This window comes from Streptomyces sp. SAJ15, from assembly GCF_007595705.1.
Taxonomy (GTDB): domain Bacteria; phylum Actinomycetota; class Actinomycetes; order Streptomycetales; family Streptomycetaceae; genus Streptomyces.
In genome coordinates this window covers 365,003-391,138 of the sequence record NZ_NISY01000003.1, presented here as the reverse complement: position 1 = coordinate 391,138, position 26,136 = coordinate 365,003, and the positions used below count along the sequence as shown (strand labels likewise).

The 26,136-nt window shown below is 69.7% G+C and carries 22 protein-coding genes; 8 read left to right on the top strand and 14 right to left on the bottom strand.

Annotated features, from left to right (window positions below; translation table 11 throughout):
• The first annotated feature begins 102 nt into the window (after window positions 1-102).
• A complete protein-coding gene (locus CD790_RS11885) occupies window positions 103-720 on the top strand; it encodes a GNAT family N-acetyltransferase (RefSeq protein ID WP_144383140.1) in 618 nt (205 codons plus the stop codon).
• Window positions 721-818: 98 nt separating this feature from the next.
• Here the strand turns inward: CD790_RS11885 and trxA are convergent, their stop codons facing one another.
• The 7 genes from trxA to CD790_RS11850 form a co-directional block, all read right to left on the bottom strand.
• On the bottom strand, window positions 819-1,145 hold the full coding sequence (gene trxA, locus CD790_RS11880) for a thioredoxin (protein ID WP_144383139.1): 327 nt from the start codon (window positions 1,143-1,145) through the stop codon (window positions 819-821).
• 42 nt (window positions 1,146-1,187) lie between these two features.
• Window positions 1,188-2,138, bottom strand: coding sequence for a thioredoxin-disulfide reductase (trxB, locus tag CD790_RS11875; protein ID WP_144383138.1), 951 nt, complete (start codon window positions 2,136-2,138; stop codon window positions 1,188-1,190).
• Window positions 2,139-2,243: 105 nt separating this feature from the next.
• Entirely contained in the window at window positions 2,244-3,293 is a 1,050-nt protein-coding gene (locus CD790_RS11870; protein WP_144383137.1) for a hypothetical protein, read from the bottom strand.
• Window positions 3,290-3,979: an RNA polymerase sigma factor SigM gene (gene sigM, locus CD790_RS11865; RefSeq protein ID WP_144383136.1), complete on the bottom strand. Its 690-nt coding sequence runs from the start codon at window positions 3,977-3,979 to the stop codon at window positions 3,290-3,292. The genes CD790_RS11870 and sigM overlap by 4 nt, the downstream gene beginning before the upstream one ends.
• 31 nt (window positions 3,980-4,010) lie before the next feature.
• A complete protein-coding gene (locus CD790_RS11860) occupies window positions 4,011-5,798 on the bottom strand; it encodes a protein kinase family protein (protein ID WP_144383135.1) in 1,788 nt (595 codons plus the stop codon).
• 118 nt (window positions 5,799-5,916) lie between these two features.
• Window positions 5,917-8,316, bottom strand: coding sequence for a murein biosynthesis integral membrane protein MurJ (murJ, locus tag CD790_RS11855; protein WP_144383134.1), 2,400 nt, complete (start codon window positions 8,314-8,316; stop codon window positions 5,917-5,919).
• A 45-nt stretch (window positions 8,317-8,361) separates the two neighbouring features.
• Entirely contained in the window at window positions 8,362-10,728 is a 2,367-nt protein-coding gene (locus CD790_RS11850; protein ID WP_144383133.1) for a DUF6049 family protein, read from the bottom strand.
• A gap of 183 nt (window positions 10,729-10,911) precedes the next feature.
• Here CD790_RS11850 and CD790_RS11845 point away from each other — a divergent pair, with 183 nt between their 5' ends.
• Window positions 10,912-12,396: a CCA tRNA nucleotidyltransferase gene (locus CD790_RS11845; protein ID WP_144383132.1), complete on the top strand. Its 1,485-nt coding sequence runs from the start codon at window positions 10,912-10,914 to the stop codon at window positions 12,394-12,396.
• 133 nt (window positions 12,397-12,529) lie between these two features.
• Here CD790_RS11845 and CD790_RS11840 read toward each other — a convergent pair whose 3' ends face one another.
• The 4 genes from CD790_RS11840 to CD790_RS11825 form a co-directional block, all read right to left on the bottom strand.
• Window positions 12,530-12,958: a hypothetical protein gene (locus CD790_RS11840; RefSeq protein WP_144383131.1), complete on the bottom strand. Its 429-nt coding sequence runs from the start codon at window positions 12,956-12,958 to the stop codon at window positions 12,530-12,532.
• Window positions 12,959-13,066: 108 nt separating this feature from the next.
• Window positions 13,067-14,335 carry an MFS transporter gene (locus CD790_RS11835; protein ID WP_144383130.1) on the bottom strand — a complete coding sequence of 423 codons (1,269 nt, stop codon included), beginning with the start codon at window positions 14,333-14,335 and terminating at the stop codon, window positions 13,067-13,069.
• A gap of 178 nt (window positions 14,336-14,513) precedes the next feature.
• Complete coding sequence (locus CD790_RS11830; RefSeq protein WP_144383129.1) at window positions 14,514-15,596, bottom strand: inositol-3-phosphate synthase; 1,083 nt, start codon at window positions 15,594-15,596, stop codon at window positions 14,514-14,516.
• A gap of 51 nt (window positions 15,597-15,647) precedes the next feature.
• Window positions 15,648-16,346 (bottom strand): PadR family transcriptional regulator, encoded by a 699-nt coding sequence (locus CD790_RS11825; RefSeq protein WP_144383128.1) that lies wholly within the window; start codon window positions 16,344-16,346, stop codon window positions 15,648-15,650.
• A 368-nt stretch (window positions 16,347-16,714) separates the two neighbouring features.
• Here CD790_RS11825 and CD790_RS11820 point away from each other — a divergent pair, with 368 nt between their 5' ends.
• Window positions 16,715-19,447 (top strand): transglycosylase domain-containing protein, encoded by a 2,733-nt coding sequence (locus CD790_RS11820; RefSeq protein WP_144383127.1) that lies wholly within the window; start codon window positions 16,715-16,717, stop codon window positions 19,445-19,447.
• 210 nt (window positions 19,448-19,657) lie between these two features.
• Window positions 19,658-21,193 (top strand): glycosyltransferase family 87 protein, encoded by a 1,536-nt coding sequence (locus tag CD790_RS11815; protein ID WP_144383126.1) that lies wholly within the window; start codon window positions 19,658-19,660, stop codon window positions 21,191-21,193.
• A 22-nt stretch (window positions 21,194-21,215) separates the two neighbouring features.
• On the opposite strand, the gene CD790_RS11810 is transcribed toward CD790_RS11815, so the two are convergent.
• The 3 genes from CD790_RS11810 to CD790_RS11800 form a co-directional block, all read right to left on the bottom strand.
• Window positions 21,216-22,247, bottom strand: a complete 1,032-nt coding sequence (locus CD790_RS11810) for an alanine racemase (protein ID WP_144383125.1) — start codon at window positions 22,245-22,247, stop codon at window positions 21,216-21,218.
• An 83-nt stretch (window positions 22,248-22,330) separates the two neighbouring features.
• On the bottom strand, window positions 22,331-23,449 hold the full coding sequence (locus tag CD790_RS11805; protein ID WP_144383124.1) for a peptidoglycan bridge formation glycyltransferase FemA/FemB family protein: 1,119 nt from the start codon (window positions 23,447-23,449) through the stop codon (window positions 22,331-22,333).
• Window positions 23,450-23,631: 182 nt separating this feature from the next.
• On the bottom strand, window positions 23,632-23,955 hold the full coding sequence (locus CD790_RS11800; RefSeq protein WP_144383123.1) for a hypothetical protein: 324 nt from the start codon (window positions 23,953-23,955) through the stop codon (window positions 23,632-23,634).
• Between the two features lie 254 nt (window positions 23,956-24,209).
• On the opposite strand from CD790_RS11800, the gene rpsF reads away from it, so the two are divergent.
• From rpsF to rplI, 4 genes are all read left to right on the top strand, one after another.
• A complete protein-coding gene (gene rpsF, locus CD790_RS11795) occupies window positions 24,210-24,500 on the top strand; it encodes a 30S ribosomal protein S6 (protein ID WP_004950685.1) in 291 nt (96 codons plus the stop codon).
• Window positions 24,501-24,570: 70 nt separating this feature from the next.
• Entirely contained in the window at window positions 24,571-25,146 is a 576-nt protein-coding gene (locus tag CD790_RS11790; RefSeq protein WP_144383122.1) for a single-stranded DNA-binding protein, read from the top strand.
• 137 nt (window positions 25,147-25,283) lie between these two features.
• Window positions 25,284-25,520 (top strand): 30S ribosomal protein S18, encoded by a 237-nt coding sequence (gene rpsR / locus CD790_RS11785; RefSeq protein ID WP_003978893.1) that lies wholly within the window; start codon window positions 25,284-25,286, stop codon window positions 25,518-25,520.
• Window positions 25,521-25,538: 18 nt separating this feature from the next.
• Window positions 25,539-25,985 carry a 50S ribosomal protein L9 gene (gene rplI, locus CD790_RS11780; RefSeq protein WP_144383121.1) on the top strand — a complete coding sequence of 149 codons (447 nt, stop codon included), beginning with the start codon at window positions 25,539-25,541 and terminating at the stop codon, window positions 25,983-25,985.
• Window positions 25,986-26,136 lie beyond the last annotated feature (151 nt).

The following is a 26,136-nucleotide window of genomic DNA, read 5'->3' as shown; positions in this document are numbered from 1 at the left end:
GCGCGATGTGCGCGCGGATACGATGCGATCAGGTAGGGCGCATCCATTGACCAGTCGGCCGCTCTCGGCGCGGCCGGCGATGGAGTGAGGAACTGGTGCTGCATGGGGCGTCGGCTCGTACCGCTCACGCTGGACAACCTTCCGGATATCCCCAAGCGCTGTCGGGCGTGTGTCTTCTGGGAGCTCGACCCCGTCAGCGGTGAGGCCGCTGTCAGAGCCGGTCGACCGGAGTTGGAGAAGGAAGCCTGGATCTCGGCGGTGCTGCTGGAGTGGGGCTCCTGCGGCCGTGTGGTCTATGTCGACGAGGTTCCCGTGGGCTTTGTGCTCTATGCGCCCCCGGCGTATGTGCCGCGCTCCACGGCGTTTCCCACCAGCCCGGTGTCCGCGGACGCGGTGCAGCTGATGACCGCCTGGCTGATGCCGGGGTACCAGGGCCAGGGACTCGGCCGGGTCATGGTGCAGACGGTCGCCAAGGATCTGATCCGGCGGGGCTTCAAGGCCATCGAGGCGTTCGGCGACGCCCGCTGGAAGGAGCCGGCCTGTGTGCTGCCGGCCGACCACCTGTTGGCCGTCGGCTTCAAGACCGTGCGCCCCCACCCGCGCTATCCGCGGCTGCGGCTGGAGCTGCGCACGACGATCTCGTGGAAGGAAGACGTCGAGCTGGCCTTGGACCGGCTGCTGGGCGCGGTGCAGAAGGAACCGGCGCTTCGACCGCTGTGAGAGGTCTTCCCCGCTGCTCGGTTTCACGTGAAACCGTTGCACGGAGACATGACGAAGGGGCCGCCCATCGGGCGGCCCCTTCGTCATGTCTGCTCGGCTCAGGCCAGGAAGTCGCTCAGGTCGCGCTCGATGGCGGCCTTCGGCTTGGCACCGACGATGGTCTTGACGACCTCGCCGCCCTGGTAGACGTTGAGCGTCGGGATGGACATCACGCCGTACTTCGCGGCCGTGGCCGGGTTCTCGTCGATGTTGAGCTTGGCGATGACGATCTCGTCGTGCTCGGACGCGATGGCCTCCAGCGACGGGGCGATCTGCTTGCACGGACCGCACCAGGCCGCCCAGAAGTCGACGAGCACCGGCTTGTCGCTCTTGAGGACGAGCTCCTCGAAGTCGGCGTCGGTCACGGTCACCGTGGCACCGGCCATGGCAATCTCCTTAATCAGTGGGTGCTGGGGGAAGCGGGGTGGTCAGACGGCGCTCTGGGCGTCGGCCAGCACGGCGAGGTAGCGCTCGGCGTCGAGAGCGGCGGAGCAGCCGGTGCCGGCGGCGGTGATCGCCTGGCGGTAGGTGTGGTCCACGACGTCGCCCGCGCCGAAGACACCGGGCACGCTGGTCCGGGTGGACGGGGAGTCGACCTTCAGGTAGCCGTCGTCGTCGAGCTCCAGAACGCCCTTGAACAGCTCGGTGCGCGGGTCGTGGCCGATCGCGATGAAGAGACCGGTCACCGCCAGCTCCGAGGTCTCCCCCGTCGTGGTGTTGCGCAGGGTCACGCCGGAGAGCTTGCCGTCGCCGTGGACCTCGGCCACCTCGCTGTCCCAGGCGAACGAGATCTTCGGGTCCGCGAAGGCCCGCTCCTGCATGGCCTTGCTGGCGCGCAGGGTGCCCCGGCGGTGGATCACGGTGACCGACTTGGCGAAGCGGGAGAGGAAGGTCGCCTCCTCCATGGCGGTGTCGCCGCCACCGACCACGGCGATGTCCTGGTCCTTGAAGAAGAACCCGTCACAGGTGGCGCACCAGGAGACGCCGCGACCGGAGAGCTCGTCCTCACGCGGCAGCCCCAGCTTGCGGTGCTGGGAGCCGGTGGCCACGATGACGGCCTTGGCGCGGTGGACGGTGCCCTCGGAGTCCGTGACGGTCTTGATCTCCTCGCTGAGGTCGACCGCGGTCACGTCGTCCGGCACCAGCTCGGCGCCGAAGCGCTCGGCCTGGGCGCGCATGTTGTCCATCAGGTCCGGGCCCATGATGCCGTCCCGGAAGCCGGGGTAGTTCTCGACTTCGGTGGTGTTCATCAGAGCACCGCCCGCCGTGACGGAACCCTCGAAGACCAGGGGCTTCAGCGCGGCACGGGCGGTGTAGAGCGCGGCCGCGTACCCCGCGGGCCCGGAACCGATGATGATCACGTTGCGGACGTCGCTCACTGATGTCTTCCTTGTCTGTGCGGACGGTGACGGTCGGGGAGACTCATCCCACCCAACGGATCCTACGGGCCCAACATTCCCGAAGACGCCAACGCTCGCCCGAGCTCATCCCCGCTTGAAGGTCTCGGTGACCAGAACCCTCCCGGCGGACGCCGGCGAGTCGCCGACACAGGAGGCGTCGATCACGAAGACGTCGACGCGCGCGCTGTCGGCCGGGTGCGGCAGGACGACCAGATAGGCGGCGGAGCCGTCATAGGTCCTCTGCTGGGCCGCAAGGGGCGTCTCGGCGCGGCCGGTGCCCGCCTGGATACAGGACGGCACCGGGAGGTCCCCACCCTGGAGCGGCGCGTTGGACGACTCCTTGGTGGTGAGGCCCCGTGTGCCGTCGGCCTGGCTCCCGCCCTGCTGGCCGGCCAGCAGCTGCCGGACCTGGGACTCCAGCTCGCTCGACGAGAGCGCGGGGGAGCCGCTCGCCTCGGCCCGGGTGTCGCCTTCGGACGTCGCCTTGTGATGACCGTCGTCGGAGCCCGAGGGGAGGAAGAGGCTGCCCACGCCCAGCACGGCGGCCGCGCACGCGGCGCCGAGCAGCACCCTCGGCCAGCGCCGGCCACGCCGGGGGACGCCGGGGCGGGAGGTCTGTCGGCCGGGCCCGCTGGCGGCCCGCGGCCGCCCTGCCGGCCGGTCGGACGCGGTGGCCGCAGTGGTCGTGGTGGCCGTGGGCGCAACGCTCTCGACGACCTTCGGTGCCGGTTCGGTGGTGTGCTCGGGCTCACGTGAGGTTTCGCGTGAGGTTTCCCGAGAGGTTTCGCATGAGGTTTCACGTGAAACGAGGACGGAGCCATGGTCGGCCGTGGAGGTGGGCGTTTCACGTGAAACGTCGACGTGGGTCTCCGGGGCGGTCGCGTCGAGGAGCGCCTCGGCGGCGAGGGCCGCGTCGATACGGCCCGCGATGTCGGCGGGCATCCGCACGGGGCCGGGGAGGGTGCCCAGCAGGGAACGGATCTCGTCGAGCGAGGTACGGACGTCCGCACACAGCTCGCAGCCCTCGAGGTGCCTTCGAAGATCGGCGGTGCGGGTCGGCGACAGCAGACCGTCGTTCATGGCGGAGATCTCCGCGACCTCCGGGTGCTCATCCGTGTCGGTCGTGGATGTCACGCTCGCCCACCTCCGCCCTTCACGGCATCTGCGTCGTTCGGTCCTGCCGCCGGTGGGACGGATGTCCCCTGCGTCCGGTTCCTTGCCCGGTCCGATGGTTCGCTATCCCTCGCACTCGGGTGGAGATGCGAGATCAGCGGCAGCAGCCGAGCACGCCCCCGGGCACAGCGACTTTTGACCGTGCCCATGGGGATATCCAGGATCTGCGCCGCCTCGGCTACCGGGTATCCCTGCATATCGACCAGCACCAGGGCGGCGCGCTGCTCGGCGGGCAGCCGTTCCAGGGCGCGCAGTACCTGCCGGTGCAGATCGCTGCGCTCGGCGGGCGCGGCGGCGGACTCATGGGGTTCGAGAAGCTGCTCCAGCCGCTCGGTGTCGGCGACCGGTGAGGTGCGCCGCGTGGCCGACTTGCGGGCACGGTCGAGGCAGGCGTTGACCGTGATGCGATGCAGCCAGGTGGTGACGGCCGACTGGCCCCGGAAGGTGTGAGCGGCCCGGTAGGCGGACACCAGGGCGTCCTGGACCGCGTCAGCGGCCTCCTCGCGGTCCCCCAGCGTGCGCAGGGCCACCGCCCACAGCCTGTCCCGGTGCCGCCGGACGATCTCCCCGAATGCCTCGCGATCGCCCCGCACGTGGGCAGAGAGGAGGTCGGCGTCGCTCACCCCGCCGTACACGGCGTCATCCAACGTCCAACCCCCCTCCCCATGTGGCCTCTGGCTAGCCGGTGAACGTGATCTCTCTGATGGCCTGCTTGTAGCGGTTCACGTAGTTCGGCTCGGGGGGTGACTCCGGAAGTGCCGTGATCCAGACGAGGACGTAGCGGGTCTTGACGACCTTGTTCTCGGGGACGGAGAGCTTTGCGGTCGTGCCAGGCTCCGTGGTCGTCGCGAGCTTCTTGAAGCTGCTGACCGGGTTGCGGGCGTCTGCCCAGGGCTCCAGGGAGTCCGTGGCATACAGGGCGACCGTGGTGTGACCCCCCGGATTCGCGCTGTACTGCAGATCGAGGGAGGCCCCGGTGACCTTCTGCGGCGACCCGAGGTCGTAGACGATCCCCACGCCCTTCTTGACGTGCGGGTTGAATTCAGGGCCTTCGATGAAGCTCTTGGTGCGCCAGACCGTGGAGGCGTTGCCGTCGTAGGTGCTGTCCGCGGCTTCGGGGCTCTGGAGGTTGGAGCCCGGAGAGAACTCCGCCGCGTCCTTGATGTCCAGCTTCTTGGCGACAGGCTTCGGCTTGTCGTCGTCCTTCTTCTCCTCGCCGTGGTCCTGGCCCCCCGACTGCTCCTCCTTCTTCAGGAGGGCGTCCGCCAGCTGCCAGCTGCCCAGCCCGAGGGCCGCGATCAGCAGGGCGGAGACGGTCCACTTCAGGGCCTTGCCGGTGCGGGTCTGCAGCGGCGGCGGGGGCGGCGGAGGCATCGGCATGGGGCGGCCGGCACGGGGATGGGCGCCGTGGGACGGCGGCTGACCGTATCCGCCGCGCTGGTAGCCCTGGTGCTGGTAAGCCTGGTGCTGGTACGCCTCAGGAGGCGTGAAAACGGGCTCCGGGGGCCGGATGCGGGGCATCGCGGCCACCGCCTTGGCCAGCTCCTCAGGCGTGGTGCAGGGCGGCTCCTGGCGGGACGCCGTGGCGCCGTCGTTGACCAGGGCGCGCATGGCGAGGTCGGAGAGCCCGCGGTGGACCCCCGCGCGGACCTGGTCCGGCGCGATCAGCCCGATGCCCTTGGGGAGGCCCGCGAGGCCGTACGCGTCGTCCTCGTAGGGCCAACGCTGAGTCAGTGCGGCGTACAGCAGCGCGCCGATCGACTCGGTGTCGGTGCGCTGCGGGTGGTCGGAGGAGATCCCGCGGAGCGCGGCCATGACGGCTAGGCCGCGAATGCGGTACTGCCCCGAGGAGGTGCGCAGCACGGAGCCGGGGGTGAGTCGGAGGTGGGCCAGGCCCTCGCGGTGGGCGGCGGCCATGGCCTGGGAGACCTGGCTGACGAGTTGGTAGGCGTCGTGCGGCTCCAGCGGACCGCCGGCGAGGACCGCGGTCAGCTCCGTCGCGTCAGGAAGCCACTCGTGGACGACGTAGACGAGGTCGTTCTCCTCGACGGCGTCGAGGACCTGGACGAAGCGCGGGTCGCCCAGCAGCGCCGCGGAGCGCGCGGCGGCGAGCACGGGGCGGGCTCGGGAGTGGTCGGCGGGCAGCACGTGAATGCCCACGGCCCGGCGCAACTTCTCGTCGACGGCCCGCCAACTGCTGAATCCGTCCAGACGTGTGACGCACTCTTCGAGGCGATACCGTCTGGCGAGTTTGTGGCCGCTGTGCAGTTCAGGTGGGCTCGCCTTGGCCGCGGAGCCTTTGCCCGCGACCGAGTTGGCCGCCGCGTCGCCGGATTGCCCGGCGCCCGCGCCGGCCTTCTTGTCGGTCCCCGCCCCGTCGGTCATGGCCTCGTCCGCCTCAGCGGTCAGCGGCTCCTCGCCGCCGCTGTCAGCCACGTCGACGGCAGCCGTGCTCCGTTCCGCCACCGTCGTTCCTGCCTCCCCATCCGTTGCGCTTTGGTCCACAGCCGAAAGCCAAGACCAATTGTGCCCACAGTCCGCCGCTATGCACGACACACGGTGGCGCACGAAGGTTGTGCTCAGGTCAACGGCCGAGACGTCCGCGGACCATACCAACCATGGCGTTCAGCTCGGCGATGCGCATCCGCTTCGCAGCCAGATAGAAGATGACGATCAGGGTGATGCCGCCCGCGGTCAAGGCCGCGACGGAGCCCGCGATGCCCTTGCCCAGCACGTTCATGACGGCGTATGCGGCGGCGCCGCCCAGCAGCGCGGCGGGGATGCTGGCACCCGCCAGACGGGTGTACGTACGGACCACGTGGCGGCCGTCCAGATCGCCGCCCAGCCGCGTGCGCAGGCGCTTCCAGGCGACGCCTACGCCGATCGCGTAGGCGAGGCCGTAAGAGGCGGCCATGCCGGCCACGGCCCACTGTGCGGGGAGCAGCACGTAGCAGAGGGCGGAGGCGGCGGCGTTCACGGCGGCGACGATCACCGTGTTGTAGAAGGGCGTGCGGGTGTCCTCGTAGGCGTAGAAGCCGCGCAGGACGACGTACTGCACGGAGAACGGGATCAGGCCGAGGCTGAACGCCATGAGGATGTAGCCCATGGTCACGGCCTGGTTGGTGCCCGAGGCGCCGAAGAGCAGGGTGCTGATGGGGACGCCCAGCGCGAGGAAGGCGAAGGCGACCGGGACGATGGCCACCGCGGAGGTGCGCAGGCCCTGCGAGATGTCGTCGCGTACGGCGCCCGCGTCCCCGTCGTGGGCGGCCCGGGAGAGCCTGGGCAGCAGCGCGGCCATCACGGAGACGGTGATGATCGCCTGCGGCATGCCCCAGATCAGCTGGGCGCTGGTGTAGCCGACGAAGCCGGCGCCCTTGACGCCCTCCTGACTGGCTTCGGCGCCGGCCGCGGTGGACAGCCGGGTGACCACGACCAGGCCGACCTGGTTGGCCAGGACGAACAGCACGGTCCACTTGGCGAGCCTGGCGGACTTGCCCAGGCCCTTGCCGCGCCAGTCGAATCGCGGCCGGTAGCGGAAGCCGGTCGCCCGGAGGTAGGGGAACATCGCCAGCGCCTGGACGGTGAGGCCGAGCAGGGTGCCCATGCCGAGCAGCCGGATGCCCTCGGCGGTGATCGTCGTTTCCGTCATATTGGACTCGGCGTGAGTGCCGAACACCCAGATGAACAGGGAGAAGGAGGCGATCACGACGACGTTGTTGAGGACCGGGGTCCACATCATGGCGCCGAAGCGGCCGCGCGCGTTGAGGATCTGCCCCACCACCACGTGCACACCCATGAAGAAGAGGGTGGGCAGGCAGTAGCGGGCGAAGGTGACGGCGACCTCGTTGCCTGCGGGTTTGCTCGCGATCTCGGGGGAGAGCAGCTGGATCAGCCAGGGTGCCGCGAACATCGACACCACCACCAGGGCGCCGAGGACCACCATGGCCAGGGTGAGCAGCCGGTTGGCGAAGGCGACGCCCCCGTCGTCGTCCTCCTTCATGGCGCGGACGAGCTGGGGCACGAAGACGGAGTTCAGGCCGCCACCGACGGTGAGGAAGTAGACCATCGCCGGAAGCTGGTACGCGACGCCGTAGGCGTCGCCGAGCATCAGGCCGCCGAGCGCCGCGACGATCACGATCTGGCGGATGAAGCCGGTCAGTCGGGAGACCAGGGTGCCGGCGGCCATCAGCGCGCTGGACTGGAGGACGCTCGCGGCCTTGCCGCGCTTGCGGGCGGTGGCCGGTGCGGGCGCCTCCATCTCCTCCAGGGGCTCGGGCTCCGCCGCGGGCGGCGGCATGGGCCCGCCCATCGGCGGCGGCACCGGCGGGTACGCCTGCTGGTGCTGCTGGTGCTGCTGCACCTGGGGGTAGGGCTGGGTCTGCTGCTGCGCGGACTCCATGGTGTGGGCGGGCTCCATGGTGGCCTGCTGCCCGTACGGCTGCTGGTCGCGGTAGAGGTGCGCGAAGGCGTCCGGCTGCGGCCGGTCGTCGGCGGCATGGGTGACCAGGTCGTCCACGCCCACGTACTGGGTGTGTGCCGGGTCGTCGCCGTAGGGGAGGTGCTGGGAGGGCCCCTCGGGCTGGGGCGCGGGCGTGGGCGCCCACACGTGCGGGTCCGGGGCGTGCTGGCCGGGGGTCGGCTGGCCGTACAGCTGCCCCTGCGCCGGGGGACCGGCGGGCGGCGGCGGGTGCGCGGCGCGGTCGTAGCGGGCGTCCGTCAGCGGATCGTGCGCATAGGGATCCTGCGTCGGGTACGGGTAGGCCTCGAAGGTGCCGGTGTCGTAGCTGCCTCCGCCGTACGGGTCGTGCGCGTACGGGTCCTGGAGGTACGGCAGCCGGCTGTACGAGATCTGGCGGGGGTCGCCCAGATACGGGTCCTGCTGGTGCGGCTCCGGGGCATACGGAGCGTGGGGCGCGTGCGGCACCCGGCCTGCCGGGTCCTCACCCCGGCCATGGCCGCGATCACCGTCGTACGGCGCGTTCATCGCTACCCCACCTCATCGTCTGCGGCCGACCGGCCCCGCCATTGCTCAATGGTCCACTTTCTCACCTGAGCCGGATGGCTCAGCGTTTTGCGAACCGGTGTCCGGGGTCGGGTCACTCGGCTGCTCGGGGACGACGGCGTTCGGACCACCGCTCTCGTCAGCCCTTTCGTCCTCGTCCGCGGCTTTGGCCCCGTCGGTCATGTCGGTTTTGTTGTTCTCGTCACTGTCGCCGTCATGGCCGGCGCGCTTGCGCTGGACGTAGATCCGGATCCCCGCCAGGACCAGCAGCAGGACGCCGCCCGCGATGACCAGGATGACGGTCGAGGTGGCCTCCGTGACGTTCACCTCGAAGGGCATCTCCTCGCCGTAGGGCTGACCGTCCGCGGTGATCAGCTGGGCCGTGACGAAGACCCGGCCGTTGGCCTTGGCCGTGGTGCCGAACTTCAGCGACTGGCTGTGGCCGCGCTCGATGTCGATCGTCTGGGCGTCGCTCACCTGGAGGCGGATGGGTTGGCTGGACTTGAGGCTCAGCGTCAGCCCCTTCACGTCCTGGGCCAGCCCGTTCTGCACGGTCACCGGGATCGTCGCGCTCCGCCCCGACAGCGTGACCTTGGTCTTGGGAATCAGCCTGACCTTGCCGCTGAGCTCCTTGAGGTACGCGTTGATGGAGCGGCGGTAGTCGGTGGCGCCCGTGGCGTCGGCACGCCAGGACGTGGACATCTCCCGCATGATCGCGGTGCCGAAGGGGGTGACCACCCGCTCCTTGGCCGTGAGGATGACCTTGAAGCGGTTCAGCGCCACCTGGGTCTTCTGGATCTCCTCGAAGGCGCCGGTCGGCAGCTCGTGGCGGCGCAGCGCGGTGCGGTACGCGCGGTCGCCCGGCACCTTGCGGGTGGCCCCGGGGTCGGGCTTGGCCCTGGCGGCGTCCCCGAGGGTGGAGGGCTGGGTCCAGCGCCCGCCCTGGAGCCCGCGGAGGGCGGCGGCCATGGCCTGGGCCTGGCTGGTGGTCGGCATGCGCTGTGGCGCGACGACGATGCTGCGCTGCTTGTCGGGCGCCTGCATGGTGAGCATCTGGCTCTGGGCGAGGAAGCGCTGCACGGCCGGGGTGGCGTTCTCGGCGCGGGTCATGTCCCCGGAGAACACGGTGGACAGTCGGGCGTCCGCGACGATCGCCGTGTTGCCGCCGCCGATCTGCCGGGCGGCGGTGGGCGTGTACAGCAGGTCACCGGTCTCGCGCAGGCTGTCGCCGCGGGCGATGATGTTGTGGGCGCCGGCCGAGGTGGCCACGCCGACGATCGAGCGGTCGATCGCGCCGTCCACCGGCCAGGCGAAGTCCGTGCGCGGCTTCACCCCGAGGATGGACTCCACGGTGGTCGCGGAGAGCTTGGTGGCCGACTGGAGGTGACTGAGCGTCCCGGAGACCTTGGTGCCCCGGTGAGCGAGCGAGGCGAGGTCGGGGTCGGCGAAGGGCAGGGCGACCACCTGATGCCCCTGTACCGCCTTCTGGAGCTCGCCGAGCCACTGCCTGGCGTCGGCCTGGCCCTCCCCGTCCTCGGTGGAGCCGTCCTCCTTCTCGATCAGGTAGTCCTCGGTCATCGCATGGGCCGAGGCCAGGAGGTCGGGGTCGATGACCCAGGTGACCGGGAGGTCCTTGCCGAGCGCGACCATCTGCTGCAGCCGCCCGCCGGGGGCGAGGTCGGCCCGCAGGGTGTCGTCACGGAAGATCGGAGTCTGCTGCTCGTCGGCCTCGGTGCGGGCCATCAGGTGGCTGGTGGAGATCAGCGGCCACAGATAGGTGAGGCGGGTCTTCTTGGGGGCGCCGGACGGCTGCCAGGGCAGGAAGGTCCGCTCGATGCCGAGCACGTGCGGCCAGGGCTCGCTGCCGGACTCGCCGCTGAGCGCGACCCCGATGAGGTAGGCGCCGGGCTGGTTCAGCCTGAGCTCCTTGACCGGCACGGAGAGCGTGAAGTCGCGGCTGACTCCGGCCGGCAGCTTGGCGACCTTCCTGGCGTACTTGCCGCCGATCTCCAGACCGTCGCGGCTGGAGTCGTACCCCTTGCGCTCGGCCGCGTCCTCGATCGCGGTGCGGCTGTTCATGGGCGGGCCGACCCGCAGGGCGACGGAGGCGCCGCGGACCGTGGAGCGGCCGTTGTTGGTCACCGTTCCGGTGATCTTGAGGGTGTCGTTCTCCGACGGCGTGGTGGGGGTGAGGCCGGTGATGTCGACGTCGACCGTGCGGGAGCCGCTGGGGGCGGCGGCCGGCTGGGGGCCCGTCGCCCGGGCCGCCGGTGCCGCGGGGAGCTGAAGCACCCCCGCGAGGAGCGGCACACCGGCGAGCAGTGCCGCGGTGCGCCGGAACCACCGGCGGGCGGGAGCAGAAGGGGTCCCCTGGAACTCTGCCGCCTCGGCCACGCGCTCGCCCGTCCCTCGTCGTCGTCAGTGGTCGTCGGATTGTGCGTCCACGCATGGTAACGATGCCTGCTGGAGCGAAGTGCCGCGGAGGGTTCTACAAGATCACGCCACGATTGACGCGTTCACAAACCCGGGCATAAACGAGGACGCTTCCCTCCGTGCGGCCACGTACCCTGTTCTGTTGTGCCGAATGCCAACAATGACAGCCCCACCCAGCAGCCGACGACCGAACTGAGCCAGGCGCAGCGCCGGGCCGTGAGTGAACTTCTGCGGGTGTCCCCCGTCGCCGACGATCTTGCCAGCCGATTCCAGGAGGCCGGGTTCCACCTCGCCCTGGTCGGTGGCTCGGTCCGCGACGCGCTGCTCGGGCGGCTCGGCAACGATCTCGACTTCACCACGGACGCCCGTCCGGAGGATGTGCTGAAGATCGTCCGGCCGTGGGCCGACGCGGTGTGGGAGGTCGGCATCGCCTTCGGCACGGTCGGCTGCCGTAAGAAGTCCCCGATCGCCAACGCGGCCGTTCAGGACTATCAGATCGAGATCACGACTTATCGCTCCGAAGCATATGACCGCACCTCGCGCAAGCCGGAGGTGTCCTACGGCGATTCCATCGAGGAGGATCTGGTCCGCCGGGACTTCACGGTCAACGCCATGGCGGTCGCCCTGCCGCAGAAGGAGTTCATCGACCCGCACAACGGCCTGGAGGACCTGGCCGCGCGGGTGCTGCGTACCCCGGGGACCCCGGAGGAGTCCTTCTCCGACGACCCGCTGCGCATGATGCGCGCCGCGCGCTTCGCCGCGCAGCTCGACTTCGAGGTGGCTCCCGAGGTCGTCGACGCGATGAAGGCGATGGCCGACCGGATCGAGATCGTCTCCGCGGAGCGCGTGCGGGATGAGCTCAACAAGCTGATCGTGGCGGCGTACCCCCGGAAGGGGCTCACGCTGCTGGTGGAGACCGGTCTGGCCGACCGGGTGCTGCCCGAGCTGCCGGCGCTGCGGCTGGAGCGCGATGAGCACCACCGGCACAAGGACGTCTACGAGCACACGCTGACCGTGCTGGACCAGGCGATCGCCCTGGAGGAGAACGGCCCGGACCTGGTGCTGCGGCTGGCCGCGCTGCTGCACGACATCGGCAAGCCGAAGACCCGCCGGTTCGAGAAGGACGGCCGGGTCTCCTTCCACCACCACGAGGTGGTCGGGGCGAAGCAGACCAAGTTCCGCATGACGAAGCTGAAGTACTCCAACGACCTGGTGAAGGACGTCTCCCGGCTCGTCGAGCTGCACCTGCGCTTCCACGGCTATGGCACCGGGGAGTGGACCGACTCGGCCGTGCGCCGCTACGTCCGCGACGCCGGGCCGCTGCTGGACCGGCTGCACAAGCTGACCCGCTCGGACTGCACCACGCGGAACAAGCGCAAGGCCGCCGCCCTCTCCCGTGCCTACGACAGCCTGGAGGAGCGCATCGCCCGACTCCAGGAGCAGGAGGAGCTGGACGCGATCCGTCCCGACCTGGACGGCAACGAGATCATGGAGATCCTCGGCATCGGCCCGGGTCCGCAGATCGGCAAGGCGTACAAGCACCTGCTGGAGCTGCGGCTGGAGCACGGGCCGATGGAGCGCGACGCGGCGATCGCGGCGCTCAAGGAGTGGTGGGCCGCACAGGGCTGATGCCACGGGGCGGTTTCACGTGAAACATCGTGAAACCCCCCTCCCACCCATACGACGAGGGGCCGTTGTTTCACGTGAAACAACGGCCCCTCGTCGTATGGAACGGCTCCCTCGGTGGAGAGCGGTAGCGGGGTTACTTCTTGGCGTTGCCCAGGCAGAGCACGAAGGAGTCGCTGCCTTCCTTCCAGGTGATGGCGGCGACGGTGCCCGCGGTGCTCTGGCAGGCAAGATCCGAGAGGCTGGTGCCGTCGACCTTCTTCAGCACCTTGTGGGTGGCCTTGGCGTCGGTGCACTCCAGCTTCTCGATGTCAGGGTTGCTGGTGGAGCCGGTGTTCTGCAGGCAGTCGCCGGCGGCCAGCTCCAGCGTGTCGTCTCCGACGCCGCCGAGGTACGCGCCCACCGCGATGCCGATGCCCGCGATCGGAAGAACGATGTTCCGGGCGATCTTCTTGAAGTTGCGGCGGGGCGGGGCGGGGGCCGGCGGAGCCGGGTAGGCGTTGAACTGCCCGCCCGGAGCAGGGGGCTGCTGAGCGAACGGGTTGCCCTGAGGCGGAGTGGTCACGGAGTTCCTCGAACTGATGCGTGCAGACAAGTGATTGCCGGGCGTAAGTTACCTGCGCGCCGCCGCCGAACTGCAATTCGCAGAGGCTCTGTGGCACTGATGTGACACTTACCGGCGGCGAAATCCCAGGAAAGCGACCGCAATCACCGCATAGATCACCGCCACCCCCACCACCAGCACCACCGACCGTCCGTCAGGCGGCAGCATCAGCGCGGCGACCGCCGCGGCGCCGACGAAGGCGACGTTGAAGAAGACGTCGTAGAAGGAGAAGATCCGGCCGCGGAACTCGTCGTCGACGGTGGCCTGGACGACCGTGTCGGTGGCGATCTTCGCGCCCTGTGTGGTGAACCCCAGGACGAAGGCGGCGGCGAGCATCGGGGCGGGCTCGAAGGGGAGGCCCAGACCGGGTTCGAGAACGGCCGCCGCCGCGGCGCAGAGCCCGATCCAGCCGGTGGTGCCGAAGCGGGCCACCGCCCAGGGGGTGACCACCGCCGCGGCGAAGAAGCCCGCCCCCGAGAGCGCGACGGCGAGCCCCAGCAGCGCCAGGCCGTCGGACTCGCTGTCGCCCCAGGCGTACCGGCAGAGCATGAGCAGCATGACGGTGAGCGCGCCGTAGCAGAAGCGCATCAGCGACATCGCGGCCAGCACGCGCGCCGCCAGGGGCCGCTCGCGCAGGTGGTGCAGGCCGGCCGCGAGACCGCGGGCGGTGCTTCGCAGGGCCGTGCGCAGCCGTGGCTGGAGTTGGCCCGGCTCGGGTCCCAGCAGGCCGGGCGCCATGCGGAGGGCGGCGAGCCCGGCGCCGAGGTAGATCACCGCACCGACCAGCACCACCAGCGCGTCCGAGGTCGAGCCCTCCGGGGCCGCGAGGCGCACGGCGAACGCCAGGGTGCCGCCCAGGGTCGCCGCGAGGGTGCCGGCGGTGGGCGAGAGCGCATTGGCCATCACGAGCCGCTCATGGGTGTCGACGACGCGCGGCAGGGCGGCCGAGAGACCGGCGAGGACGAAGCGGTTGATCGCCGTGACGGTGAGCGCCGAGGCGTAGAAGAGCCCGTCGGGGACGTCCGCGAGGATCAGCACCGCGGTGCCGGCGGCGAGGGCGCCGCGCAGCAGATTGCCGTTGAGCAGCACCTGGCGCCGCCGCCAGCGGTCCAGGAGCACCCCGGCGAAGGGGCCGAGCACGGAGTAGGGAAGCAGCAGCACGGCCATGGCGGAGGCGATGGCGGCCGCCGAGGTCTCCTTCTCCGGGGAGAAGACGACATAGGCGGCGAGCGCGACCTGGTAGACGCCGTCGGCCAGCTGGGACAGCAGACGGACGGTCAGGAGGTGGCGGAAGTCGCGTAGCTGGAGCAGCACCCGCAGATCGCGCACAACAGGCATGGCGCTCAGCCTCACACACCGCACCGGCCCCCGGGTGCATTACCCGGGGGCCGGTGATCATCGGTTCGGCCTTCCGCGCGGGGGGACCCGGCGCATGGCGCGATGCGCGGGGCGATCCCGGCGGTGTGCCGGCCTAACGCGCCGAGCGGCTCGGATGCCGACGCGTCATGAGCGCTTGTCAGCTCTCGACCTCGCCCTTGATGAACTTCTCGACGTTCTCCCGCGCCTCGTCGTCGAAGTACTGCACCGGCGGGGACTTCATGAAGTAGGAGGAGGCGGAGAGGATCGGGCCGCCGACGCCACGGTCCTTGGCGATCTTCGCGGCGCGCACCGCGTCGATGATCACACCCGCGGAGTTCGGGGAGTCCCAGACCTCCAGCTTGTACTCCAGGTTCAGCGGGACGTCGCCGAACGCACGGCCCTCAAGGCGGACGTACGCCCACTTGCGGTCGTCGAGCCACGCCACGTAGTCGGACGGGCCGATGTGCACGTTCTTCTCGCCGAGCTCCCGGTCGGGGATCTGCGAGGTGACGGCCTGCGTCTTGGAGATCTTCTTGGACTCCAGGCGCTCACGCTCGAGCATGTTCTTGAAGTCCATGTTGCCGCCGACGTTCAGCTGCATCGTGCGGTCCAGGATGACGCCCCGGTCCTCGAACAGCTTGGCCATCACGCGGTGCGTGATGGTGGCGCCGACCTGCGACTTGATGTCGTCACCGACGATCGGCACACCGGCCTCGGTGAACTTGTCCGCCCACTCCTTGGTGCCGGCGATGAAGACCGGGAGGGCGTTGACGAAGGCGACCTTCGCGTCGATGGCGCACTGCGCGTAGAACTTCGCCGCGTCCTCGGAGCCGACCGGGAGGTAGCAGACCAGAACGTCGACCTGCTTGTCCTTGAGGACCTTGACGATGTCGACCGGCTCCTCGGCGGACTCCTCGATGGTGGCCCGGTAGTACTTGCCGAGGCCGTCGAGGGTGTGGCCGCGCTGGACGGTCACGCCGGTGCTCGGCACGTCGCAGATCTTGATGGTGTTGTTCTCGCTGGCACCGATGGCGTCCGCGAGGTCGAGGCCGACCTTCTTCGCGTCCACGTCGAAGGCGGCCACGAACTCCACGTCACGGACGTGGTAGTCGCCGAACTGCACGTGCATAAGACCCGGCACGCGGCTGTTCGGGTCGGCGTCCTTGTAGTACTCGACGCCCTGGACCAGCGACGCGGCGCAGTTGCCCACGCCGACGATGGCTACGCGAACCGAACCCATTCCGGTTGCTCCCTGTGTGTACTCGACAGAGCTCTGCGGGGGTGCAGAGCCTCACTTAGCGGTGTCATCGGACGGATCCGGCCGGGAACCACCCCGGTGCCGGGGCAGGCCGCCCGTGTCTCCTGACCGGTCCTGTCTCCGGGCCTGCGGCCCGGGGGACTCCGGCTCGGCGGCACCGTTGCGCTGGTCGCGCCCGGCCCGCTCGCTCTCGATCAGCTCGTTCAGCCACCGAACCTCGCGCTCCACCGACTCCATGCCGTGCCGTTGCAGCTCGAGCGTGTAGTCGTCCAGGCGCTCGCGGGTGCGGGCCAAGGAGGCCCGCATCTTCTCCAGGCGCTCTTCGAGCCGGCTGCGCCGACCCTCCAGCACCCGCATCCGCACATCGCGCGAGGTCTGGCCGAAGAAGGCGAAGCGCACGCCGAAGTGCTCGTCCTCCCAGGTGTCCGGCCCGGTGTGGGAGAGCAGCTCTTCGAACCGCTCCTTCCCCTCGGCCGTCAACCGATAGACGATCTTCGCCCGCCGGCCGGCCAGGGTGGCCGCGAGGGCCTCTTCCGGCGCGCTGCCGGGCTCCTCGATCAGCCAGCCGTTGGCGACCAGCGTCTTGAGGCAGGGGTAGAGGCTGCCGTAGCTGAAGGCACGGAACACCCCGAGTGAGGTGTTGAGGCGTTTCCGCAGCTCATAGCCGTGCATGGGAGACTCGCGCAACAGGCCGAGGACGGCGAACTCAAGGATGCCGGAACGCCTGCTCATCCCCCGCCTCCCTTGTCGCTTACGTGCCCCTATGCCGGACTATGCCGTGCTGATGTATCGACTCGATACATCCTGACGATAGAACGAGCCCCCTGTCGCGACAAGTGGGGGCACGGTGAACGGCATCACATCACCGATTCGTGGGAGTCAACCTGCCTGATTTGGAGTGAAGATGTCGGGTCAGCGCCTTTTGGCCATGCGTACTCTGGTCGCCATGCAGACCACCGGGAACCGTGTGACACCAGAAAACGTCCTCGTCCCGGATGCAGTGCGCCCGGACGCTGCCAGCGGCCGGATCGCGCATCGGGGGGACCGGAAGCCACCTGCCGCTTTCAGGCGATAGCGCCTGCCCGAGGAGTAGTCGTTCCATGAGCGAGCACCGTCGCAAGCCGCCGCAGCCGCAAGGTGGCGGACGCGCAGCGGCCCGACGTGCCGCGCAGCAGCCACCAGGGCGCCGCGCGACACCACCGCACAGCACCACGGGGTCGGCCGCCGGCCCGCACAGCGAGGAACACCCCTACGGCGGCCGGGCGGAGGCCCGGCGCGCCGCGCAGCGCGGTGGCAGACGACGCGGGGCCGATCCGGCGGCCGCCCACGGCTCGGGCCCCGGCGGCGCCGGCGGCGGGCGCCGCGGCGGCGGAGGAGGCGGCGCGGGCGGCCGGGGCCACGGCCCCGGTGGCGGCGGTCGCCCCGGCAAGAAGCGCCTCATCGACTATCCGCGGTTCGGCAAGAGCGGCTTCCGCCGCTGGCTGCCCTCGTGGAAGCTGGTCACGGGCACCTGTCTGACCTTCATGGCGCTGCTGGTCGCGGCCGTCGGCATCGGACTGATGCTGGTGGAGGTGCCGACCGCGCAGGCCGCCTCCAAGACCCAGAAGAACGTGTACTACTGGGCGGACGGCGAGCGCATGGTCGTCTCCGGCGGCGGTGACCTCAACCGCCAGATCGTGCCGCTGAGCGACATCCCCGAGTCCATGCAGAACGCGGTCATCGCGGCCGAGAACGCCAGCTTCTACGAGGACTCCGGCGTCGACCCGATGGGCATCGCGCGCGCGGTGGTCAACATGGCCAAGGGCGGTCAGACCCAGAGTGGTTCGACCATCACCCAGCAATTCGTGAAGAACACCTACCTGGGCCAGGAGCAGACGCTCAAGCGCAAGGTCACCGAGCTGTTCATCTCGATAAAGGTCGGCGCCACCGAGAAGAAGACCGACATTCTCGAGGGCTATCTGAACACCGCCTACTACGGCCGGGGCGCCTACGGCATCCAGGCGGCCGCCCAGGCGTACTACGGCAAGGACTGCAAGAAGCTGACCGTGAGTGAGAGCGCCTTCCTGGCAGCGACGCTCAACGGTCCCAACCTGTACGACCCGGCCGGCGGCGTGGGCGCCAACGCCACCGCGAAGAAGAACACCAACCGCGCCAAGGCCCGTTGGGAGTGGACGCTCCAGCGCGAGGTCGAGACGGGCAGGCTCGAGGCGTCCGAGCGCGACAAGGCGGTCGCCAAGGGCTTCCCGCAGCCGCAGAAGCCCAGGCCCGCGACCAACAAGGCGGGCCAGATCGGCTATCTGACCGACCTGGCCGACAACTACATCATCGCCAACAGCGGCATCTCCAAGGCCGAGCTGGACCGGGGCGGCTACCAGATCCACACCACCTTCGACCGTAAGAAGGTGCAGGCGCTGGAGAAGGCCGTCACCAAGGTGAGCAAGGAGAACATCAAGCCGCAGCAGCGGCCCGACAAGGACACCTTCGTGCAGTTCGGCGGCGCCTCCGTGGAGCCGAAGACCGGAAAGATCGTGGCGATCTACGGCGGCAAGGACGCGCTGGAGCACTACACCAACAACGCCGACTACACGGGCGTCCAGGTGGGCTCGACCTTCAAGCCGTTCGTGCTCGCCGCCGCGATGACCGACGGCGTCCGCGACAAGAGCGGGCCGCGGGACCAGCCCGCCTCGATGCGCACCCCCGTCTCGCCGAAGAGCATCTACAACGGCGACAACAAGCTGGCCCTCCTCGACTACAACGGCACCGTCTGGCACGACAAGAACGGCAAGGAGTGGCACCAGCGCAACGACGGTGACGAGAGCAAGGGCAAGGTCGATCTGCGCACCGCGATGCAGTACTCGGTGAACACGCCCTACATCCAGCTCGGCATGGACGTCGGCACCGACAAGGTGCGGGACGCGGCCATCGCCGCCGGTCTGCACAAGGACCAGCTGACCTCCATCACCCCGACCTTCTCGCTCGGCACCTCGGCGCCCAGCGCCATCCGGCTCGCCGGGGCGTACGCGACCTTCGCCGCCAGCGGCAAGCAGGCCGACCCGTACTCGGTGGAGTCCGTGGAGCGCAAGGGCGTCGAGGTCTACAACCACAAGGACCACGCCGAGATCAAGCAGGCGTTCTCGCCCGAGGTGGCCGACAACGTCACCGACGTGCTCAAGACCGTGGTGGAGAAGGGCACCGGCACCAACGCGCAGATCGGCCGCCCGGCGGCGGGCAAGACCGGCACCACCGACGACAACAAGTCGGCCTGGTTCTCCGGGTACACCCCCCAGCTGGCGACCGCGATCGGCATGTGGCGCGTGGACGACCGGGCCACCAACCAGAAGTTCCTGCCCATGTACGGCGTGGGCGGCCAGCCCTCCATCCACGGTGCCTCCTTCCCGTCCGAGATCTGGGCGGACTACATGCGCGAGGCGCTGAAGGGCACCAAGGCCAAGGACTTCCCGAAGCCCGGTCCGATCGGCGACACGGTCTACGGCGAGGGCGCCAGCCCCTCCGCGACGACCGCCGAGCCGACCCGGACCGAGGAGGAGAAGGAGAAGGAGAAGACGGAGGAGCCGGAGAAGAAGCCGTCCAAGAAGCCCTCCAAGATCCCGTCCCAGTCCCCGTCCAGCACCAGCCCGTCCCCGAGCCCGTCGTGCGACCTGTTCGACCCGACCTGTGAGGGCGACTCAGGCGGCTCCGACGGCCCGGGCGGCGGCAACGGCAACGGCGGCGGGAACGGCAACGGCGGCTCCGACGACACCAGCCCCAGCCCGTCGTCGAGTCCGCCGGCGACCGAGGACGAGGACTTCTTCGGCGGTGGATCGGGCTACTAGCCCACCGGAGGAACCCACCGGCACATCCCAGACGGCCGTGGCCGCGCGGAGCACCCGCTCCGCGCGGCCACGGCCTTTTCCACGCCCGCTACCACGGACCGCGCGGTCGCGCATGTGGGCGGCGTGCGCCCGTACGGCGCACACCGCGCGGGTCGCTCGACTGGGGCGGCTCCCGCTGCCGCCCACAGACCCGTACGGCAGGATGGCCGCATGAAGAGCGCGCGTGACGATTCTCAGCCGACGCGGCCGACCGCCGAGGACGAGGTGGCGGCGGCCGGCAGCGAGCTGATCGGCGGGCCGGCAGGACGCCGCGCGCTGTTCGGCACCAGTTGGTGGACACCGGTGCGGGTGATCGCGCTCGTCGCCATCGGGATGTTCGCCCTCGGCATGGTGCAGAAGGCGCCGTGCTACGACGGCGCCTGGTTCCACGGCGCCAGCAGCCAGTACACCCACGCCTGCTACTCCGACATCCCACACCTCTACAGCGGGCGCGGCTTCGCCACCGACCTGGTCCCCTACTTCGACCGGATCCCGGTCAACGTCTCCGGCGGCATGGACTACCTGGAGTACCCGGTGCTCACCGGGCTCTTCATGGAGGTCGCCTCCTGGCTGACCCCGCAGGACGGCTCCATCCAGGACCGCGAACAGATGTACTGGATGGTCAACTCCGGGATGCTGATGGCCTGTGCGGCCGTGGTCGCCATCTGCGTGGCCCGTACCCACCGGCGCCGCCCCTGGGACGGCCTGCTGGTCGCCCTCGCCCCCGCCTTCGCGCTCACCGCCACCATCAACTGGGACCTGTTCGCGGTGGCGTTCGCCGCCGGCGCCATGCTCATGTGGTCACGCGGCCGGTCCTTCAACGCGGGCATCCTCATCGGCCTCGCGACCGCCGCCAAGCTCTACCCGGTGTTCCTGCTCGGGCCGCTGCTGCTGCTCTGCCTGCGCGCGGGCCGCTGGCGCGCGTTCGCACGGGTGGCGATCGGGGCGGTGGGGGCCTGGCTGGCGATCAACCTGCCGATCATGCTCACCACCGCGGGCGGCCATCTGCACCTGCGCGAGGGCTGGCTGAAGTTCTACACCTTCAGCCAGGAACGGCCGGTCGACTTCGGCTCGTTCTGGCTGATCATCTCGCAGCGCACCGGGAACCCGCTGGAGGACGTCAACACCTACGCCACGGTGCTGATGCTCTTCGCCTGCGCCGGAGTGGCGGCCCTGGCGCTGTGCGCGCCGCGCCGGCCGCGGCTGGCGCAGCTGGCCTTCCTGATCGTCGCGGCCTTCGTGCTCACCAACAAGGTCTACTCGCCGCAGTACGTGCTGTGGCTGGTTCCGCTCGCCGCGCTGGCCCGCCCCAAGTGGCGGGACTTCCTGATCTGGCAGGCCTGCGAGGTGGTGTACTTCGTCGGCATCTGGATGTACCTCGCGTACACCACCAGCGGCGACCAGCGCCACGGCCTGCCGCCGGAGGGCTACCAGCTGGCGATCGCCATCCACCTGCTGGGCACCCTGTACCTGTGCGCGCTGGTGGTGCGGGACGTGCTGCTGCCGGAGCGGGACGTGGTGCGCAAGGACGGCTCGGACGACCCCTCGGGCGGCGTCCTGGACGGGGCGCCCGACGTGTTCGTCCTGCGGGACCTCGGCGGGCACCACGGCCACCACGGACGGCCCGAGGACGCCCCGGTGGTGCACTGGGGCCGGCCGGAGGGCGACGGCACCCCGCCGCCCCCGCCGATATCCCCGAAGGGCTGATCCGCGACCGGCGCGACCGGTCCTAGCAGTCGAGCATCCGGTCGAACTGCGTGGTGGTGTGCCGCAGATGGGCCACCAGCTCGTCACCCACCTGCGGGGCCGCCACATCGCCCGGCACGAAGAGGATCGACACCTGCATGTGCGGGGGCTCGGCGAACCAGCGCTGCTTGCCGGCCCAGACGAACGGCGAGAGGTTGCGGTTGACCGTCGCCAGACCCGCCCGCGCCACGCCCTTGGCCCGCGGCATCACGCCGTGCAGGGCCTTCGGGGCCTCCAGGCCGACGCCGTGCGAGGTGCCGCCCGCGACGACCACCAGATAGCCGTCGGAGGCCACCTTCTGCTGGCGGTAGCCGAAGCGGTCGCCCTTGACGACCCGGGTGACGTCGAGCACCGAGCCCCGGTACTGCGTCGACTCGTGGTCGCCCAGCCAGAGCCGGGTGCCGATACGGGCGCGGAACCGGGTCTGCGGGAACTGCTGCTGGAGGCGGGCCAGCTCGTCCGACTTCAGATGGCTGACCAGCATGGTGTGCAGCGGCAGCCCGGCCGAGCGGAGCCGGTCCATCCAGGCGATGACCTCCTCCACCGCGTCGATGCCGTCGGCGCGGTCCAGCGGCAGGTGGATGGCGAAGCCCTCCAGCCGGACGTTCTCGATGGCCGCGTGCAGCGCCGGCAGGTCGTGCTCGGAGACGCCATGCCGCTTCATGCTGCTCATGACCTCTATGACGACCCGCGCCCCGGCCAGGCCGTGCAGACCGTCGATCGAGGAGACCGAGCGGATCACCCGGTCCGGCAGTGGCACCGGCTCCTCACCGCGGCGGAACGGGGTCAGCACCAGCAGGTCGCCGCTGAAGAGGTCCTTCATCCGGGCGGCCTCGTAGGTGGTGCCCACGGCGAGGACGTCGGCGCCGATGCGGGTGGCCTCCTCGGCCAGCCGCTCGTGGCCGAAGCCGTATCCGTTGCCCTTGCAGACGGGCACTATGCCCGGGAACTGCTGGAGCACGGACTGCTGATGCGCCCGCCAGCGTGCGGTGTCGACGTAGAGGGTGAGCGCCATGGCGGGAGCGGACCTTTCTCGTTTCCGGCGGTGAATCCGAGGGCTGGGGGTGGCGCGGGGCCGTTCGGGCCCCGCGCACGGGTCTAGCGACGCGACATGTAGATGTCGAGCGCCTTGTGGAGCAGCTTGTTGAGCGGGAAGTCCCACTCGCCGAGGTACTCGGCGGCCTCGCCACCGGTGCCCACCTTGAACTGGATCAGGCCGAAGAGGTGGTCGGTCTCATCCAGCGAGTCGCTGATGCCGCGCAGGTCGTAGACGGAGGCGCCCATGCCGTAGGCGTCGCGCAGCATCTGCCACTGCATGGCGTTGGACGGACGGACCTCGCGCTTGTGGTTGGCGGAGGCGCCGTAGGAGTACCAGACGTGCCCGCCGACGATGAGCATGGTGGCGGCGGCGACGGCCTCGCCCTCGTGCAGGGCGAAGTACAGCCGCATCCGGTTGGGGTCCTCGGAGTTGAGGACGCTCCACATGCGCTGGAAGTAGCTGAGCGGGCGCGGCCGGAACTTGTCGCGCTCGGCGGTGATCTCGTACAGCCGCTGCCACTCGCTCAGGTGCTCGTAGCCGCCCTGGACGACCTGGACGCCGGCCTTCTCGGCCTTCTTGATGTTGCGGCGCCACAGCTGGTTGAAGCCCTTGTGGACGTCCTCCAGCGAACGCTGCTGCAGGGGCACCTGGAAGACATAGCGGGGCTGCACGTCGCCGAAGCCCGCGCCGTCCTCCTCGCCCTGCTGCCAGCCCATGCGGCGCAGCTTGTCGGCGACCTCGAAGGCCCGCGGCTCGATGAAGGTCGGCTGCACGTCGCGCAGCCGCTTGACCTCCGGGCTCTGGATGCCGGCCTTGATGGCGGCGGCGTCCCAACGGCGGATGATGACCGGCGGGCCCATCTTCACCGAGAAGGCGCCCTGCTGCTTGAGGTGGGCCAGCATCGGCCGCAGCCAGTCCTCCAGGTTGGGCGCGTACCAGTTGATGACCGGGCCCTCGGGCATATAGGCCAGGTAGCGCTTGATCTTCGGGAGCTGGCGGTAGAGGACCAGACCGACGCCGACCAGCTGTCCGGTGGGGTCGAACCAGCCGAGGTTCTCGGAGCGCCACTCCGACTTCACGTCCGCCCAGGCCGGCACCTGCATGTGGCTGGCCGCGGGCAGGCTCTGGATGTACGCCAGATGCTGCTCTCGGCTGATAGTCCTCAGGGTCAGGCTCATTGCGGGGCGCTCCTCGGCAGGTTTGTCCCCAGGGTCGGGGCTCCGGCTCTCGCGCCGAAGCCTACTGTGACCGTGGAGCGCACCGTCTGGGCGTTCGGGTTCAGGCCCGCGTGCCGCGCCCGTTCAGCCTCGCGCGCCGCGCCCCGAAGCGGGCCGCGGCGCGCCGGCGGCGGGTCCGACCGCTAGCCGATCACACCGCCCCACAGGCCGCCGTGGGCCAGGCCGAGGTAGAAGCCGACACCGGATGCGCCCAGGCCGATCATCAGCAGAAATCGTTCGCCGGTGGTCGCCGAGATCATCTGCCCCCACAGTCCGACCCCGATGCCCACCAGCCCCGTCCAGGAGCTGAGCAGGTGCAGGTGGTCGAACTGCGCGGTGATGAACGCGACAGCGCCGAGGGCCAGCGTCACGACCGCGAGCGTGTTCTCCAGCGGATGTGGCTTGCCGTCCGTGTCGAGCAGGGAGAAGAGGCCGTGGCGGTGGTTGGTCCGTGCTGCCTGTGCCATGTGGCACCTCCATAGGCCAAGGCGGCGCACTGTAACGCCGCTCACACCCGATGCGTACAGATTGCGGCGACCCACGGGCGGATTTCAACCGGAAGCGCCGGGCCGGGTACTCTGTACGGTCTGCACTGGTGTCTGTCTGGATGCCGGGACCATGCGATCGGCTGAAACGACGGTCGACGCCGGTGCGGAACGCATCACGACCCTCCTGCCACGGAACGACCGTGGCCGCTGAGTCCAAAGGAGGTGGGTTCCACATGCGTCACTACGAGGTGATGGTCATCCTCGACCCCGATCTGGAGGAGCGCGCTGTCTCCCCCCTGATCGAGAACTTCCTTTCCGTCGTCCGTGAGGGCAACGGCAAGGTCGAGAAGGTCGACACCTGGGGCCGTCGTCGTCTCGCTTACGAGATCAAGAAGAAGCCCGAGGGCATCTACTCGGTCATCGACCTGCAGGCCGAGCCTGCGGTCGTCAAGGAGCTCGACCGCCAGATGAACCTGAACGAGTCGGTCCTCCGGACCAAGGTCCTCCGTCCCGAGACCCACTGAGCTCCTAGCTCACTGCTCGGGTCCGAGTAGCAACAAGCAGCCAGAAGCAATCCCGCCGAGAGGTTCACCCATGGCAGGCGAGACCGTCATCACGGTCGTCGGCAATCTTGTCGACGACCCCGAGCTGCGCTTCACCCCGTCCGGTGCGGCGGTCGCGAAGTTCCGTGTCGCGTCCACTCCCCGCATGTTCGACCGCCAGACCAATGAGTGGAAGGACGGCGAGAGCCTGTTCCTCACCTGCTCGGTGTGGCGTCAGGCAGCGGAGAACGTCGCCGAGTCGCTCCAGCGAGGCATGCGCGTCATCGTGCAGGGCCGGCTGAAGCAGCGTTCCTATGAGGACCGCGAGGGCGTCAAGCGCACGGTCTTCGAGCTGGACGTCGAGGAAGTCGGCCCCAGCCTCAAGAACGCCACGGCCAAGGTCACCAAGACCACCGGTCGCGGCGGCCAGGGCGGCTATGGCGGCGGTGGCCAGGGTGGCGGCGGCTGGGGCGGCGGCCCCGGCGGCGGCCAGCAGGGCGGCGGCGCTCCGGCCGACGACCCGTGGGCGTCCAGCGCGCCCTCCGGCGGCCAGCAGGGCGGCGGTGGTGGCTGGGGCGGTGGCTCCGGCAACTCCGGCGGCGGCTACTCGGACGAGCCGCCCTTCTAGGTCCGTACGCGCTGTTTCACGTGAAACGCGATTCACGTGGAACACGGGTCGCGTGAAGCCTCGGTTTCACGTGAAACAGCGCGCGACGCGGATCAAGGGCGACAGCACAAACTTCTTGATCACACTGGAGAGAGACAATGGCGAAGCCGCCTGCTCGCAAGCCTAAGAAGAAGGTTTGCGTGTTCTGCAAGGAGAAGATCTCCTACGTCGACTACAAGGACACGAACCTGCTGCGGAAGTTCATTTCCGACCGCGGCAAGATCCGTGCCCGCCGGGTGACCGGTAACTGCACCCAGCACCAGCGTGACGTCGCCACGGCCGTGAAGAACAGCCGTGAGATGGCGCTGCTGCCCTACACCTCCACCGCGCGCTAAGGGAAGGGTGACCGAAACATGAAGATCATCCTCACCCACGAGGTCTCCGGCCTCGGCACCGCCGGCGACGTCGTGGACGTCAAGGACGGTTACGCTCGCAACTACCTGGTCCCGCGCGGTTTCGCGATCCGCTGGACCAAGGGTGGCGAGAAGGACGTCGAGCAGATCCGCCGTGCCCGCAAGATCCGCGAGATCGCCACGATCGAGCAGGCCAACGAGATCAAGGCTCAGCTCGAGGGCCTCAAGGTCCGCCTGAACACGCGTGCCGGCGAGGCCGGCCGCCTGTTCGGCTCCATCACCCAGGCCGACATCGCCTCCGCGATCAAGGCCGCCGGTGGTCCGGACGTGGACAAGCGCCGCGTCGAGGTCTCCGCGCCGATCAAGACCCTGGGCGCCCACCAGGTGTCCGTGCGTCTGCACAGCGACGTTGTCGCCAAGCTCGGCGTCGAGGTCGTCGCCGCCTGAGTGCCGCGTGATCGCTGCCGCTCGGCATAGCGTGACGAGGGGCCGCATCCCATGGGGGTGCGGCCCCTCGCTCATGCCTCGTGGGCGGTCGCCTGTGGTTTCCGGGTGGGTCGCCCGTGGTTTCAGGGTGGGCGATCTCGGCGGCGGGACC

Coding starts and splice junctions, on each gene's coding strand:
- CD790_RS11885 (WP_144383140.1), top strand. CDS start 103: ATGGGGCGTCGGCTCGTACCGCTCACGCTGGACAACCTTCCGGATATC.
- trxA (WP_144383139.1), bottom strand. CDS start 1,145: ATGGCCGGTGCCACGGTGACCGTGACCGACGCCGACTTCGAGGAGCTC.
- murJ (WP_144383134.1), bottom strand. CDS start 8,316: ATGAACGCGCCGTACGACGGTGATCGCGGCCATGGCCGGGGTGAGGAC.
- CD790_RS11835 (WP_144383130.1), bottom strand. CDS start 14,335: ATGCCTGTTGTGCGCGATCTGCGGGTGCTGCTCCAGCTACGCGACTTC.
- CD790_RS11830 (WP_144383129.1), bottom strand. CDS start 15,596: ATGGGTTCGGTTCGCGTAGCCATCGTCGGCGTGGGCAACTGCGCCGCG.
- CD790_RS11825 (WP_144383128.1), bottom strand. CDS start 16,346: ATGAGCAGGCGTTCCGGCATCCTTGAGTTCGCCGTCCTCGGCCTGTTG.
- CD790_RS11820 (WP_144383127.1), top strand. CDS start 16,715: ATGAGCGAGCACCGTCGCAAGCCGCCGCAGCCGCAAGGTGGCGGACGC.
- CD790_RS11815 (WP_144383126.1), top strand. CDS start 19,658: ATGAAGAGCGCGCGTGACGATTCTCAGCCGACGCGGCCGACCGCCGAG.
- CD790_RS11810 (WP_144383125.1), bottom strand. CDS start 22,247: ATGGCGCTCACCCTCTACGTCGACACCGCACGCTGGCGGGCGCATCAG.
- CD790_RS11805 (WP_144383124.1), bottom strand. CDS start 23,449: ATGAGCCTGACCCTGAGGACTATCAGCCGAGAGCAGCATCTGGCGTAC.
- CD790_RS11800 (WP_144383123.1), bottom strand. CDS start 23,955: ATGGCACAGGCAGCACGGACCAACCACCGCCACGGCCTCTTCTCCCTG.
- rpsF (WP_004950685.1), top strand. CDS start 24,210: ATGCGTCACTACGAGGTGATGGTCATCCTCGACCCCGATCTGGAGGAG.
- CD790_RS11790 (WP_144383122.1), top strand. CDS start 24,571: ATGGCAGGCGAGACCGTCATCACGGTCGTCGGCAATCTTGTCGACGAC.
- rpsR (WP_003978893.1), top strand. CDS start 25,284: ATGGCGAAGCCGCCTGCTCGCAAGCCTAAGAAGAAGGTTTGCGTGTTC.
- rplI (WP_144383121.1), top strand. CDS start 25,539: ATGAAGATCATCCTCACCCACGAGGTCTCCGGCCTCGGCACCGCCGGC.